Source organism: Paludibacterium denitrificans, assembly GCF_009707705.1.
GTDB lineage: Bacteria > Pseudomonadota > Gammaproteobacteria > Burkholderiales > Chromobacteriaceae > Paludibacterium_A > Paludibacterium_A denitrificans.
Map to the genome: position 1 here is coordinate 1,694,742 of NZ_WLYX01000001.1, position 13,185 is coordinate 1,707,926.

At 55.0% G+C, this 13,185-nt stretch carries 19 protein-coding genes and 2 pseudogenes; 17 read left to right on the forward strand and 4 right to left on the reverse strand.

All coding sequences use genetic code 11. The features are described 5' to 3' along the window. Positions 1 to 71: 71 nt before the first annotated feature. The 8 genes and pseudogenes from GKE73_RS11190 (at position 72) to GKE73_RS11215 (ending at position 4,982) form a co-directional block, all read left to right on the forward strand. Positions 72 to 572, forward strand: coding sequence for an HPP family protein (locus tag GKE73_RS11190; RefSeq protein WP_230370078.1), 501 nt, complete (start codon positions 72 to 74; stop codon positions 570 to 572). Between the two features lie 255 nt (positions 573 to 827). Beyond that, positions 828 to 1,292, forward strand: coding sequence for a contractile injection system protein, VgrG/Pvc8 family (locus tag GKE73_RS23375; protein WP_280954786.1), 465 nt, complete (start codon positions 828 to 830; stop codon positions 1,290 to 1,292). Beyond that, a pseudogene (locus GKE73_RS24795) lies at positions 1,280 to 1,351 on the forward strand (hypothetical protein); the annotation flags it as partial. The gene GKE73_RS23375 and the pseudogene GKE73_RS24795, both read left to right, overlap by 13 nt. 37 nt (positions 1,352 to 1,388) lie before the next feature. Further along, a complete protein-coding gene (locus tag GKE73_RS23380; RefSeq protein ID WP_280954892.1) occupies positions 1,389 to 2,327 on the forward strand; it encodes a type VI secretion system Vgr family protein in 939 nt (312 codons plus the stop codon). After that, entirely contained in the window at positions 2,285 to 2,875 is a 591-nt protein-coding gene (locus GKE73_RS11200; RefSeq protein WP_230370079.1) for a type VI secretion system Vgr family protein, read from the forward strand. The genes GKE73_RS23380 and GKE73_RS11200 overlap by 43 nt, the downstream gene beginning before the upstream one ends. A 184-nt stretch (positions 2,876 to 3,059) precedes the next feature. Further along, positions 3,060 to 3,323: a DUF2345 domain-containing protein gene (locus GKE73_RS11205; protein WP_230371470.1), complete on the forward strand. Its 264-nt coding sequence runs from the start codon at positions 3,060 to 3,062 to the stop codon at positions 3,321 to 3,323. Between the two features lie 261 nt (positions 3,324 to 3,584). Continuing rightward, positions 3,585 to 4,526: a hypothetical protein gene (locus GKE73_RS11210; RefSeq protein ID WP_230370080.1), complete on the forward strand. Its 942-nt coding sequence runs from the start codon at positions 3,585 to 3,587 to the stop codon at positions 4,524 to 4,526. Between the two features lie 3 nt (positions 4,527 to 4,529). Then, positions 4,530 to 4,982 (forward strand): hypothetical protein, encoded by a 453-nt coding sequence (locus GKE73_RS11215; protein ID WP_230370081.1) that lies wholly within the window; start codon positions 4,530 to 4,532, stop codon positions 4,980 to 4,982. A 215-nt stretch (positions 4,983 to 5,197) separates the two neighbouring features. Here the strand turns inward: GKE73_RS11215 and GKE73_RS11220 are convergent. The 3 genes and pseudogenes from GKE73_RS11220 to GKE73_RS11230 all read right to left on the reverse strand — a co-directional run bounded on the left by GKE73_RS11220 (position 5,198) and on the right by GKE73_RS11230 (position 7,446). Continuing rightward, positions 5,198 to 6,600, reverse strand: a pseudogene (locus GKE73_RS11220) (transposase). Between the two features lie 200 nt (positions 6,601 to 6,800). After that, positions 6,801 to 7,205, reverse strand: a complete 405-nt coding sequence (locus tag GKE73_RS11225; protein WP_230370082.1) for a hypothetical protein — start codon at positions 7,203 to 7,205, stop codon at positions 6,801 to 6,803. A gap of 82 nt (positions 7,206 to 7,287) precedes the next feature. Next, positions 7,288 to 7,446: a hypothetical protein gene (locus GKE73_RS11230; protein WP_230370083.1), complete on the reverse strand. Its 159-nt coding sequence runs from the start codon at positions 7,444 to 7,446 to the stop codon at positions 7,288 to 7,290. On the opposite strand from GKE73_RS11230, the gene GKE73_RS11235 reads away from it, so the two are divergent. Next, complete coding sequence (locus GKE73_RS11235) at positions 7,439 to 7,720, forward strand: hypothetical protein (protein ID WP_230370084.1); 282 nt, start codon at positions 7,439 to 7,441, stop codon at positions 7,718 to 7,720. The two genes, GKE73_RS11230 and GKE73_RS11235, sit on opposite strands and share 8 nt — an antisense overlap. A 4-nt stretch (positions 7,721 to 7,724) precedes the next feature. Here the strand turns inward: GKE73_RS11235 and GKE73_RS11240 are convergent, their stop codons facing one another. Then, positions 7,725 to 8,117, reverse strand: a complete 393-nt coding sequence (locus GKE73_RS11240) for a hypothetical protein (protein WP_230370085.1) — start codon at positions 8,115 to 8,117, stop codon at positions 7,725 to 7,727. An 829-nt stretch (positions 8,118 to 8,946) separates the two neighbouring features. Here GKE73_RS11240 and istA point away from each other — a divergent pair. The 8 genes from istA to GKE73_RS11275 all read left to right on the forward strand — a co-directional run bounded on the left by istA (position 8,947) and on the right by GKE73_RS11275 (position 13,078). Beyond that, complete coding sequence (gene istA / locus GKE73_RS11245) at positions 8,947 to 9,564, forward strand: IS21 family transposase (RefSeq protein WP_230369460.1); 618 nt, start codon at positions 8,947 to 8,949, stop codon at positions 9,562 to 9,564. 107 nt (positions 9,565 to 9,671) lie between these two features. After that, positions 9,672 to 10,175: a Mu transposase domain-containing protein gene (locus GKE73_RS11250; RefSeq protein ID WP_230370086.1), complete on the forward strand. Its 504-nt coding sequence runs from the start codon at positions 9,672 to 9,674 to the stop codon at positions 10,173 to 10,175. Between the two features lie 40 nt (positions 10,176 to 10,215). Then, positions 10,216 to 10,434, forward strand: a complete 219-nt coding sequence (locus GKE73_RS11255) for a hypothetical protein (protein WP_230370087.1) — start codon at positions 10,216 to 10,218, stop codon at positions 10,432 to 10,434. Continuing rightward, entirely contained in the window at positions 10,427 to 10,831 is a 405-nt protein-coding gene (locus GKE73_RS25765; RefSeq protein WP_376767339.1) for an ATP-binding protein, read from the forward strand. Before GKE73_RS11255 ends, GKE73_RS25765 begins: the two co-directional genes overlap by 8 nt. Further along, positions 10,810 to 11,163: an ATP-binding protein gene (locus tag GKE73_RS25770; RefSeq protein ID WP_376767340.1), complete on the forward strand. Its 354-nt coding sequence runs from the start codon at positions 10,810 to 10,812 to the stop codon at positions 11,161 to 11,163. Before GKE73_RS25765 ends, GKE73_RS25770 begins: the two co-directional genes overlap by 22 nt. A gap of 174 nt (positions 11,164 to 11,337) precedes the next feature. After that, entirely contained in the window at positions 11,338 to 12,042 is a 705-nt protein-coding gene (locus GKE73_RS11265) for a DUF6791 domain-containing protein (RefSeq protein WP_312854430.1), read from the forward strand. Further along, on the forward strand, positions 12,042 to 12,539 hold the full coding sequence (locus tag GKE73_RS11270; RefSeq protein WP_230370089.1) for a hypothetical protein: 498 nt from the start codon (positions 12,042 to 12,044) through the stop codon (positions 12,537 to 12,539). The genes GKE73_RS11265 and GKE73_RS11270 overlap by 1 nt, the downstream gene beginning before the upstream one ends. Then, on the forward strand, positions 12,536 to 13,078 hold the full coding sequence (locus GKE73_RS11275; protein ID WP_230370090.1) for a ubiquitination-like system serine protease family protein: 543 nt from the start codon (positions 12,536 to 12,538) through the stop codon (positions 13,076 to 13,078). Before GKE73_RS11270 ends, GKE73_RS11275 begins: the two co-directional genes overlap by 4 nt. The last annotated feature ends 107 nt before the right edge of the window (positions 13,079 to 13,185 follow it).

The following is a 13,185-nucleotide window of genomic DNA, read 5'->3' on the forward strand; positions in this document are numbered from 1 at the left end:
TACCGATCGGTTGACATGCAAGTATACCGATCAGTATCTTTTGCTAACCAACCACAATCCGGAGTGACTCCTTGCAACTCAAACTAAGTGTCACATCAAACGCGCCACCCGTGCCATCCATCCACTTTTCTTCCATGTCCATGCTGGGTGCCTTTATGGCTATTGGCATCACTGCCCGGCTTAGCCAGCGCTCTGGACTGCCATGGCTGATTGCACCATTCGGTGCCAGCTGTGTACTGGTATTCGGTTTGCCGGATTCCCCCCCGGCACAGCCTCGCAGTGTCATTGGCGGTCACTTGATTACCAGCCTTATTGGCCTGCTGGTGCTCTACTTCATTGGCGATGCCTGGTGGGCGCAAGCACTGGCCGTGGGGCTTGCACTGGGTGGAATGCAACTAACCCGCACCGTGCATGCACCGGCCGGGGCCAATCCCTTGTTGGTGATGGCGACACATCCCGGGTTTGGTTTTTTGTTTGCCCCGGTTTTATCAGGTGCATTGGTGATTGTTGCCGTTGCTTATGGCATCAATAATCTGAGAGTCCGCAGCAGTTATCCGCGGTATTGGGTATGAATGAGGGGTGGGCCTGTCCGAAATTCTGAGTAAACCAGTCATTGCTTGTGTGCTTGCGGAAAGACAGCATTGGCCGACAATTTGCCACTGCCACATCTTGCTTCTCCCCCCCTCGGCACGCCTTTGAGTGCATTTCGTCCCCTCCGTACAAACACCTACTCTCGCCACGGTGTCTTGCCCCAGCCATGTCGTCGGCATAAACTCGCGCTTTCAACCGTTCGTGAACACTCACGTCACCCGACGTGACAAGACTCCATGGATCTGTCTGCCCTGCTCGCCAGCTTCGCCAGCGCCTTCACCCAGCACCAGCGCCTGCTCACCCTGCAGCTCGAGGCCCCATCGCTCAGCGCCGAATCGTTGTTGCCCCACGCGCTGGACGGCCGCGAGGGCGTCTCCGAGGCCTATCTCTATCAGCTCACCTGTCTGTCTCCCGATACCCATCTTGAACTCAAGTCGCTGCTCGGCCTGACCGCCCGGCTGGGGGTACAGGAGGCCGATGGCCGGGAGAGTATCCGCTGTGGCGTCGTCTCGCGCGCCGAGTTGTTGGGCGCCGATGGCGGTTTCGCCAAGTATGCGCTGACCCTCGAGCCGCCGTTTGCCCTGTTGCGCCACCGCCGGACTTCACGGGTGTTTCAGGATCTGACCGTCCCGGAGATCGTGACGCAGATCCTCCACGAGCATCAGGCCAATAATGCCGTCTTTGCCCGGTGCAGACGCTGAGCTTTCACACCCAGCCAGCCGCTCCCCGCCGGTATTGTCTGCAGTACCGCGAGAGCGATTTCGATTTCATCGTGCGGCTGTTGCAGGAAGAAGGCTATGCCCTGGCGTTTCGAGCACCACGACGGGGAGACGCCACAGGTGGAACTGGTGGTGTTCGACGATCCTTACAGCCTGCCCGCCGCGCCGTTGGAGCGGGTGCGCTATCACCGTCGTGATGCCACCGAGGACGAAGACGGGCTGACCGACTGGTCGGCCAGCCGTCAGGTGGTCGCCAGTCAGGTGGCGTTGGCCAGCTTTGACTACCAGCCGGTGGCGACCCAGCACAGCCTTGACCAGAGCCGTATCGATCAGGGGGCACGCGGCGAGACGCTGCAATCCACCTTGCAGGACTACGATCCGCAATCGCTCCACTATGCCAATGACGCCGATCAGCTTGGCCAGTATGCCCAGCTGCGCCAGCAGGCACACGATGCCCAGTGCCAAGACCTTCAGCGGCAGCGGGTCAGTCCGTGGTCTGTGTGCTTAAGCCAATGGTTCCGGCTGGATGATCATCCGGCGCACGAGGGGGACAGCCGTGAGCAGCGTGAATTCGTGGTTACCCGGCAGACCTTCCGGGCGCGTAACAACCTGCCCGTCGACCTGCAGGGGGCGCTGTCCGGCCTGATCGGCCAACCCGAGGCGGATGCGGCCAAGTCGCCGTTCGAGACCGAATTCACCGCCCAGCGGCGCGGTCTGCCGCTGACGCCAGCGTATGCACACAGCGAGCTGGCCCGACCGACCTCCCGGGGGGTACAGACCGCCACGGTGGTCGGCCCGGCGGGTGAGGAGGTGTATACCGATGCCCGGGGGCGCATCAAGGTGCAGTTCCACTGGCAGCGGCCAGACGAACACCCGACCCTCGGCGCCAATCTCGATGACCAGTCCTCCTGCTGGCTACGGGTGGCCATGCCCTCGGCTGGGGGCACCAGTTCATTCCGCGCATCGGTCAGGAAGTGCTGGTCGACTTCATCGAAGGCGACATCGACCGCCCGGTGATTGTGGGCGTGCTGTACAACGGTAGTCATGCCACCCCGGCCTTTAGCGGCGCCGGTGCCTTGCTTACCAACAAGACCCTGTCCGGCATCAAGTCGAAAGAACATCAGGGTGGGCAATACAACGAACTGCTGTTCGACGACACCCCCGGCGAAGTGCGGGCCAAACTCAGCAGCGAATCCGGCAAGACCCAGCTCAACCAGGGCTTTCTGACCCAGCCGCGCACGAACGGCAAAGCCCAGCCGCGCGGTAACGGCTTCGAACTGCGGACCGACCAGCACGGCGCGATCCGCGCCGCCCACGGTCTGCTGCTCACGACCGAGGCACAGAATGGGGCCGCTTCCCCACAGCTGGCACGGGAGCACGTACAAAGCCAGCTCGATGCCGCCCTCAACCTGAGCCAAAGCCCGGCCGACACCGCCAGCGCCCAGTTGGCCGACCGCATGGAAACCGGGCCGGAGGCCATCAATCCGGACAACAGCGCCGCCGGAAAGAAAGACAGCGGCCACCTGCAACACCACGTCGCGGCCCTCAAAGCCCGGGAAGCTTAAGCAGCAACACCGATAAAGAGGGCAAGACCGCCAAAGACCAAAGCGGTCAGCAACCGTTACTCATCCTGTCCGGCCCGGCCGGTATCGCCAGTGCCAGTGAACAAAGCCAGACCCTCAGCGCTTAAGCACCAACCTTAACCTGATCGCCCAGCGCGACAGCAACCACACCACCGGTCGCCGCTGGCTGCACAACGTCGGCCAGCACATCAGCCTGTTTGTGGCGGGGGTGAAGGACAAGGTGGCGCTGAAGCTGATTGCGGCCAAAGGCAAGGTACAGGTGCAGGCACAGAGTGGGGAGATGGAGCTGACGGCGGACAAGGATGTCACCGTTACGTCGTGTAAAGGCAAGGTCACGATTGCGGCCAAAGAAGAAATCCTGCTGACCAGCGGGGGCGGCTATATCCGGCTGAAGGGGGGAACATCGAGATTCACTGCCCGGGCACGGTGAGTGTGAAGGGCGCCAGTCATAGTTTGTGTGGGCCGACGCGTCTCACAACGCCAATTGGGCTACCTATATTCCCTGAACATGATGAAAGTCTGACATTCGTTGATGAGGTTACTAAGAAACCATTAGTCGGGAAGCCCTACGAAGTCTATATGGAAAATGGATGGGTATTTAAGGGCATAACTAATGAAGACGGCCAAACTGAGCGTATCAATACATCACGGCCTCTGAGGATCATTAAAGCTATTGTTCGGAGTTAAGGTCATGGCGACTATCCCACTAGATAAAGAAGACATTGGAACAAATAAAAAAGATCTCAATAAATCAACTGTCGTTGTTCCTGTTTGCCATGATTGCGGATGTGATTATGGAGAGATATTCGCATGTACCCGGTATGGTAAAAACTACGGCCCGAAGTATTCGGGAGACATGCCTATTTCAAGTTACCCACGCTGGGCTCAGTTAATAAAAAGCGAGAAGGCGACAGAAGAAGAAAAGCGTATTGTTTGTCGCATGTCACCAAATGAAGGGAACTTGGATGCAATCCAAGCCTACGATAGTGAAGTACTCACTGCTGGCGCGATGCAAAAAACCATAAACAGCAATGGGTTCGGTCAATTCCCTGAGTTGGTGAATAAGTTCAAGGAAAAAAAACCCGAGCTATATAAGTCACTATTCGAGAATTGTGGTTGGACTGTTGCTGTGGAAAATTCAAATGCTCGTATGTACTGGAACAGTATAACAGGAAAAGAGCTTAAATCTACATTACGTGATGCTAAGAAATATAACTCAGTTACCTACAAGAAAACCGATAAATATGAGTCAAAACCGTTGGCCGCTATTCTGAAAGCTATTCGCCATGATGATTTTATGGATTTCCGGGTTGATGACTTTATCCAACAACTGAAAGAAGTGCTTAATAAGAAAATAACAATTGACAACAACAAGTATAAGATTTCTTCATTTGTTAAATCTGAATTGGGGCGTGCCACCGTCCTTGATCAATATGTCAATCGTCCAGGTTTGGTTGCTAGCGATCTTAAAAAATCGATAACGGCCTTCCTGCTCAAGTACAAAGATGTTAAAAGCGATCCGGCGACATGGGGTACGAGCCATGAAAAATATGAGATGGAGTTCATAGAGCATTACGGAAATAATAGACAGGGTACGGACATGGTAAAACGCTTCAAGAAACTAAAAGGATAATATATGCGTATTGGAGTAATGCTCGCACTAGTATTATCTCTTGTCATTCCTCCTGCCCGGGCAAAACAGGTTGGTTTTGTACGATTTGTTTCAGTGCCTATCAAGAATAAACTTGTACTTCAGCTCATTGACAGAAAATATGACATTCATATTTTTTTCAAGAAGAAAGACATCTTCATTTCAAGGTATCGTAATTACACGGTAGAAAGTGATGTATCTGACGTCGCGGACCAACATAACAAGATAGCTGCAATTCAGTTTTCAACCTATGACATTGCTTCCGATTCTGCGCGCAGCGACTTCCATGAGGTTGTCAAATGTGCCTTCGTGGATATGCCACATGGGCGCGTCTTATTTGAAAGTGACTCGCAGATGTGCGATGGCGAATGGAAAACACCGATGCTATGGCAAGACGCATCCGGACGGTATTTAGATTTCTATAAGTTGCCGAGATAAGGTAAGTGCTAGTTATCCCTTTGGGATGGCGCTGATGGATAGTAATGTCATTTTGGCCAAGTGATGGATACTCGATCAATATCATTGAGAATAACAGTTTCTCGGCGATTCTGTTGAAAAACCTGGTAGCACAGCCGATTCCTGTGGATGTAGAGGCCATTTTTCATGGATCTAATCGTAAAAACGGTCTAAAAAGACCGCTTTTCTAAGCTATTTCATCTCATTTCGTTTCCAGCAGGCGCAACTTGCCCACCAAGGGGGTGAATCGGGCTGGCCAGCTTGGCCAATCGACGCAAATTCTGGGCAATGGCGGCCGTGGTAAATTCGTCTTGCGCACCCGACAGCCCCCGAAGGCGAAGTCTGTCGAGCTTCAGGATCCGCTTGAGGTGTGCGAACAGCATTTCCACTTTCTTACGTTCGCACCGAGATTGCTGATACCCCTCAGTTTCACGGAGGCGTCGGGCAACATCGCGAGCGTTCTCATGGATGCTGCGGGCAATCTTCCGGAAAGTCATATTCGGACAGCACTGCGGCTTCATCGCGCAATCCTTACAGTCCGACTGGCTGGCTCGGTAAATGATGGTGTCGGCCTGTGTGACGTGGCTGCGCGGATTTTTGAATGGGCGCCAGTTGCTCCGCAGTGGTTTGCCTGCCGGACAACGATATTCGTTTGCTTCAGCGACCCATGTGAAGTCGCTGTTTGAGAAAGTGTCATCCTTTCGCGCGCTCTTATCCCAGACTGGCATGTGCGGCTCAATTCCTTTCTCCTCGACCATCCAGCCCAGCATGGGGGCGGTGCCATAAGCCGTATCGCCAATCAGCCGTTTGGGACGCAGTTCGAAGCGCTCCTCAACACGATCGACCATGGTCTTGGTAGAGTCGACCTCTGCCGTACGATGGTAAGCGTGGCTTCGACATCTAGGATGACACCATGCGCGGTGTCGATTAGGTAATTGGTCGAGTAGGCAAAGAAGGCGATCCCACCAGTAGCGGCAGTCCAACGGGACTGGGGATCGCTCAAGGAGGTCTTCCGCGTGACAGGTTGCGCCTCGGCGTCAGCATCGAGGGCGGCTAAATACTCCCGGACCGCTCGTTTGTTGTGCGCAGGATCCCGCCAATTCACTTGCTCACCCGGAGCAATACTCAGGTCATGGCTTGCGTCGGCAGCAATCAGGCTGGCATCGACCGCAAAGCCTTCTCCTTTGATCAGCCCTGCAGCCATGCAACGAAGAACAACCTGGTCAAACAGCCAACGGAACGTCTCGCTTTCCCGAAAACGCCCGTGCCGATTCTTGGAGAAAGTCGAATGGTTGGGCACCGCATCTTCCAGTGCCTAAGCGGCAAAACCAACGGTAGGCGAGATTGAGATGGACTTCCTCGCACAACCGGCGTTCAGAGCGAATGCCATAGCAATAGCCGATGATAAGCATGCGAATCATCAATTCCGGATCGATGGACGGCCGTCCGGTGTGACTGTAGTGGTCAACCGGTGGTGGCGTAGTTGGCTTAGGTCGAGACAGCGATCGATGCCGCGCAAGAGGTGCTTTGGGGGGATGTGGCCTTCAATGTTGAAGGAATAGAACAATCGCTCCTGACCACCTGTCTGCTGCCCCATCATATCGACACCTCGGCGTCTCAATGCACTAGGCATAGTTTACCGCCGCATCAGAGGAGCCGGGAGTTTTTCAACACAATCCGGCCGAAGCGGTCACTCGACAGGTAAGTGTGAAGCGATAGGTTTACACGGAATACCGGACACGTCCGGCCTAAGGAAAAGGTAAGGGGCGCGCCGAAGGCTCGTCTCTCTTGACTGCGGGGTTAGGCGAGCTCAAAAAACGATTTGTCATAGTTGATTTGTCCACGTAAAACATACCGTGCCTCTGCCTCAAGAGCAGCGCCCGAAGACAAGATTGCATTAGTAATGATGAACACTCTGTAAGGCTGAGTGCCGATAAAAACGCGAACAATGACTGTATCGCCTCTCTCGAATAGCTCCCGCTCGATTTCGGCAGTAAATATTAGTCGCTCAAAGAGGTTGCTAGGGCGCTGATACGTGCCGTTATGCGCCTTGAGTTCAGCCTTTCGCTTAGTCCCTGATTCTTTATCAACGAGCCACAGGTCGAACCCCTTGTCTTCGGGTTGCTTGTTCTCGAATGAGTAAGTGTCATGGCTGAACTCATTGAGCAGGTACAATCTCGCGATGTCTTCGATTTTTCGGGTCACGGCATATTCGCCTAACGTCTGAATTCAGCGGCCTACGCGGCTTTTCGCGCAGGTCCGGTGGAATGATGGGTTCGGCCCCATTTCACTCGACAACTTTGGGCGCCGGTTTGTCGGAACCTTGCTGCTGCTTGTCCATTCCGCCGAGGACATAGCCAGCCACACCGCTGAGAATTGAGGCGACGCCCTCAGCCGTTAGTTTGCCAAGTGCGGCCAAGAGAATTGTTGCAAGGATGATGAGCACCGCTGCCGCCGAGCCGAAGGAAGTTACCGCGCTCGAACATGAGACCAAAGGACTTCGCCTGGCCTTGACCAGCGCGGAAAAACGCGATTCCACCGACAACGGTGAAGCTCATGATCACAAGGGCGAGGACAATCACAATTGCCCAGACGACAGTTTGTGTATCGGTCATGAATTGCTCCTACGCAAGAAAACAGAAAGACGGATCAGCGGCCGGATAACTGATGGGGCCGAACGTTGGAATTCAGCGGCCGCCGAAGGCGGTCCGCTGCAATGACGGGTTAGACCTCTTCATCGGATTTTCCATATTTCTTCTCTACATCTCGTTTGATGGCGCCAGAAACTTTCTTCAGCTTTGCTAGCGCGGAGTAGTAGTACAATTTGTCGACAGAGAGCTTGTCACCTATGGCTCCTCGCGCTTTCGCGCCTGACTTCTCCAGATAGAGCGCGTTAATGACGTTGTTGTTGTGCACTACGAGGTCGCGGGTTGCCGCAACTTCAAAGTAGTCAGCGAAGCTGGGATCATTCTTGACACTCACGAGCTTCGCAAGGTACGCCATGTAAAGGCTTGGCCGCTGTCGGAACACGTTTGCCACGTGATCTGAAAGTACGCGCTGAACCAACTCTTCCTTGTCTTCCGCGGCCATAAGGTCTTTTGCCGAAACACCGGGCAAGCGGGGATTCCCTGTACCGCTTCTGTAATGCGTTGCGGGTAGTGCTGCAGGAAGACGATAAGGACATCCGCAAGGAAGGACTCAAACTGCGAGACAGAACTGACCAAGAACGCCTCAAATAGACCACTTGATGTGTAGTGGTCGTATATCTCTTTGAGTTCAGCGTCAGTCCGTCTTGCGAATTTCTTCCTGTCAATGGATGGCACGTAGTAACGTCGATCCGACTTTGATTTGCTGCCTTCATATCTCGCGCGAGCCTCCTCAAGCAGGGGTTGAGCTTGCTCTAGAAAGATGTGCGCGTTGTTCAACTCGCGGACGATCTTGTTCTGTAGGGAGTAAATTTTTCGAGCGAGCGCTTCGTTTGGCATATGAGGTCTAACGTTTGACGTAAGGGGCCGCCGTAGCGGCGAAGCCGCGAAGGGAACCCACAAGCGCAGCTTGTGGGCGGTGACTCTCGACGGAATTGTTAGGCAGCGGGGCATGAGCTTTGGGCGGAAACAGTGCTTTTAACTCAGAGAAATCATCTGCGGCCTTCGCTGCGATTTCGGACCACGCCCGCGCAAAAGCTGGACGGTTTAGATTTGTACGAATTCCATCTCGCCAAAACTCCCACGTTTCATCCGAGATTCGGCCTGTCTTGTGGAGAAACGCCTGCTCGTTGCACAGATCAAAGTAGTGGTACATCTCATCGAAGTGCGAGGCGTACTCTTGATTGTAAAACAGCGTGCAAAAGTGACCAGGTTTCCGGGGTGATCAGCGTCCAATTTTGACCACCCCGGGTGTGCCACACTTCCGCCTTTTAGGCGGAGGTCTACCCGGAGTGCTTTGCATGGAATCCATCGGCAAGATTCGTCGCCGACACCTCGTCAACGGCGAGAGCATCAGTGCCATCGCCCGATCTCTCAACCTTTCCCGCAACACCGTCAAGACATACCTCAACACTACCGCCGAACCCACCTACCAACGGCAACGTCAACCCAAACCGCAACTGGGTGCCTTTCAGGCAACACTGGAGCAGTGGCTTGAGCTCGACCACTCTCTGCCCAAAGCGCAGCGCCGTACGGCTCGCCGATTATTCGAATTCCTACAAGCTGAAGGCTATCGCGGGGCCTACGACAGCATCCAGCGCTATGTCCGGGCCTGGAATGCGAGTGCTACAAAGATCGTCAGAACACAGGCTTTTGTCCCGTTGTCATTCGCTCCTGGTGAAGTGGGTCAGTTCGACTGGAGCTACGAACATGTGGTGCTCGGTGGTGTTACCCAGACCATCAAACTAGCCCATTTCCGTCTGACCTACAGTCGGCAGATGTTTGTCGTTGCCTATCCGCGCGAGACCCGGGAGATGGTGTTCGATGCCCATCGCCGCGCCTTCGCTTTCTTCGGTGGGGTCCCGCACAAGATGGTCTACGACAACCTCAAGACCGTGGTGGAGACAGTGTTTGCTTAAGAAAGAGCGCCAGTTCAATCGCCGCTTTCTGGCGCTGGCGAATCATTACCTGTTTGAGCCGGTAGCCTGCACGCTTCAGGCTGGGAGAAGGGCCGGTCGAGAATCAGGTGGGCAATATCCGTGAATGGCTATTCACTCCGACGCCGCGCTTTGCTGACTTCAGCGGCTTGAACCAGTGGCTGGAACAGCGCTGTCGAGAACTGGCGGGACGACGTCATCCCACGCAAGAGGCCACCATTGCGGATGTACTGAAGGTGGAACGCCCTCATCTGCGACCGGTCACCATGCCGTTCGACGGTTACGTCGAACATCTGTTGCGCGTCTCCAGCACCTGTCTGGTCTCGGTGGATCGCAACCGTTATAGCGTCCCCGCCGAATGGGCTAAGCAAGGTCGTTTCGGTACGTATCAATGCTTAAGCACGATTCGTATCGTGGCCGATGGCCGGAGCTGGCCTGCCATGTTCGCCACTTTGGCCGGGACCAGATGGTCTGCGAGCCCGGCATTACCTGTCGATACTGGAGACGAAACCTGGTGCCCTCCGTCACGGGCGGCCATTCATCGAATGGGTCCTCCCTCCCGCTATCGAAGCGGTTCGTCAGCAGGCCCTTAAACAGCCCGGGGGAGATCGTGCCTTTGCCGAGCTACTGCTGGTGGCGCGTGAATCCGGCCCGGAGACGCTGGAAGTGGCCTGCCAACTGGCGCAGAAATATGGTAAGCCCAGCACGGCAATTGTACTGAACGAGTTACGGCGATTGACCCGCCCCCCTCGAGTGGCCGTGGTGGAGACACCCGACACATTGAGCCTCCGTGAGGAGCCGGTGGCGAATTGCGACCGCTACGATACCCTGCGGGAGGTGGCGCATGTCTGAGTCCTCCCATCTGGCCCGACTGCAAACACTGCGGTTGTACGGCATGGCCGAAGCATGGCGCGAATTGCAAGCAGAGGTTCACCGGCACCCCCTTTCGGGAGAGGCGCTGCTGCGACGATTGCTCGATGCAGAACAAGCCGACCGACAGGCACGCAGTCTGAGCTATCAACTCAAAGCAGCGCGCTTCCCGGTGCACCGTGACCTGAGCGGCATTGACTGGTCAGAGACCCCGCTGGAGTCAGCCCGTATCAAGCAACTGGCGAGTGGCAGCTATTTGGATACCGCGCACAACCTGATCCTGGTGGGAGGCACTGGAACCGGTAAAACCCACCGGCGACAGCCTTGGGTATTGCGGCCATTCATCAGGGCAAACGGGTGCGGTTCTACAATGCGGTAGACCCGGTGAACCAGTTGGAGAAAGAGAAACAGCAGGGTAAAACGGGACTGCTGGCACGCCAACTGGTACTGATGGATGCCGTGATTCTGGATGAGCTGGGCTACCTGCCATTCCCCGAATCGGGTGGGGCGTTGCTGTTTCACCTGATCAGTCAGTTGTATGAGAAGACTTCGCTGATCATCACGACCAATCTGAGTTTCGGGGAGTGGGTGAGCGTGTTTGGCGATGCCAAGATGACCACTGCGCTGCTGGATCGGGTGACGCACCACTGCGACATTCTGGAAACCGGAAATGACTCTTACCGGTTCAAGCAGAGGAGGAAAAACGGCTGATTTGCCTGGTCAAATTTGGACGCTGTTTGCTGGTCAAAATTCGACGCTGATTGACACCCGAAGGGCCTTTTGGCCCGAACATCGTCTATACGGTGACCTACACCACGCCGAGCGGCATCGAGCGCCGCATGGTTGAGGGTGATCATGTCGAGCTCGAGAACGGGATGGTGTTCAATGTCGGCAATACGGATAAGTCGTAGTTCGGATCTGCGGCGCCTTCAGGATGAGCGCTATGACGTCGAGCTCGTCCAAGGTGTGGCGGTTCACCTGCTCGTCCATAACGTTCCCTACGTTAACCGCGAGAAACGTGTCTGCTTTGGCACTCTGGTGTCGCCGATCATCGATCTCGATCCCTGTGGCGTCACACGCGGTCCATTGCAGAATCACCAGACATGGTGGATTGGCGAACAGCCTTGCTCACGTGATGGGGTTCCTATGGACAACATCGTATGCGAAAGCCAGACACGCGAGCTTGGTGACGGTATCACGATCAACTTTGGCTTCTCTCAAAAGCCATTGAACAACGTACCGTACGCGGACTACTACGCGAAGATGACGCGCTATATCGACATCATTTCTAATCCTGCTATGGCGCTCGACGAAACGGTGAGCCCACGTACTTGCCAGTTGATCCGGGATGAAGAAGGCGGGAGTGTATTCCGCTACGCCGATACGGCATCTACACGCTGCGGTATTGGAGCGGCTTCAGTAAAGCTGGCTATGGACAAGGTAGCTATCATCGGAGTCGGTGGAACAGGGGCGTACATCCTTGACTTGGTCGCTAAAACGCACGCTCGCGAAATCCATCTATTCGATGGTGATCAATTCAAACAGCATAACGCGTTCAGGGCCCCGGAGCGGCGATACCAGAAACATTGATGGCCAAGCCATACAAGGTCGAATACTTCGCCGACATCTATGGGGGCATGCGAGAGGGGGTCATCTCGCATCGGGATTACATTGCTGCCGATAACATCGACGATCTCGCTTACTTCGGGTTTGCATTTATATGCGTAGACGAGCCGCCAGCTTGCAAAGTTATCACCGATGGACTGTTACGCCTTGGTGTCCCGTTTATTGTCGTCGGCATGGACGTCCGTGCCGCGCCCAACGGCGAGCTGACAGGCCAGGTCAGCACAACCTTGGCGACCCGTGAAGTAAACGCGCACCTACCGCTCTATGTGTCGTCGGCGCAGGGGCAGGCAAACAATCTTTATGAGTCGGAGATTCAAGTCGCGGATCTCAACGCGCTAAACGCTACTCTGGCGGTCATCCGCTGGAAGAAATACTGCGGTTTCTATCGAGATGGCATCGAAGACGTGAATTCGACTTATGCCATCGATGTCCACGCTTTAACAAAAAATGGGCCGCGATGAAAACAGCCAGTATTAAACCTCAATTCGTCGAGTTCATTCCGTCGTCGCTGGATCAAGGTGTACTTTACGTCTCTGAGAAGTACAAGACGGCTACTCACCTGTGCGCATGTGGGTGCGGTACGAAGATCGTTACCCCGCTGCGCCCGACGGAGTGGACGCTGATCAAGCGGGGCAACTGTGTGTCACTCAGACCATCGATCGGAAACTGGAATTATCCTTGCCAAGCGCACTATTGGATCCGAGACAACAGGGTGGTTTGGGCGGGAACGATGACAAGGGAGGAGATCGATACTGGTAGGAAAATCGATCGTGTGCGCAAGGACAAATATTTTGGTGGGAAATTAACAAAACCGTCCGTGGTTGTTACTTCGGAACCATTGGGACCAAAAGCAGATGATGTTGGCTTAGCAGAGCGGCTTGTTGGCTGCGCTGAAGCGCTGGCTCAAGGGGCTCGGTTTCTAGTCGGTAGGTTCCACCAAATTCCCGGAGAAAAACCATGGCGATGGATTTCCCTCTTATTAATATTGACTCGGCGCTAAGCGCGCTGGCCGAGCACGAGATCACTGCCCAAGTTGTCGATGCGTACGTGTCCGCATACGCTTATAAGAACTTTGACAATATCCAGAAGAGGCTCCCCTTCGTGCTC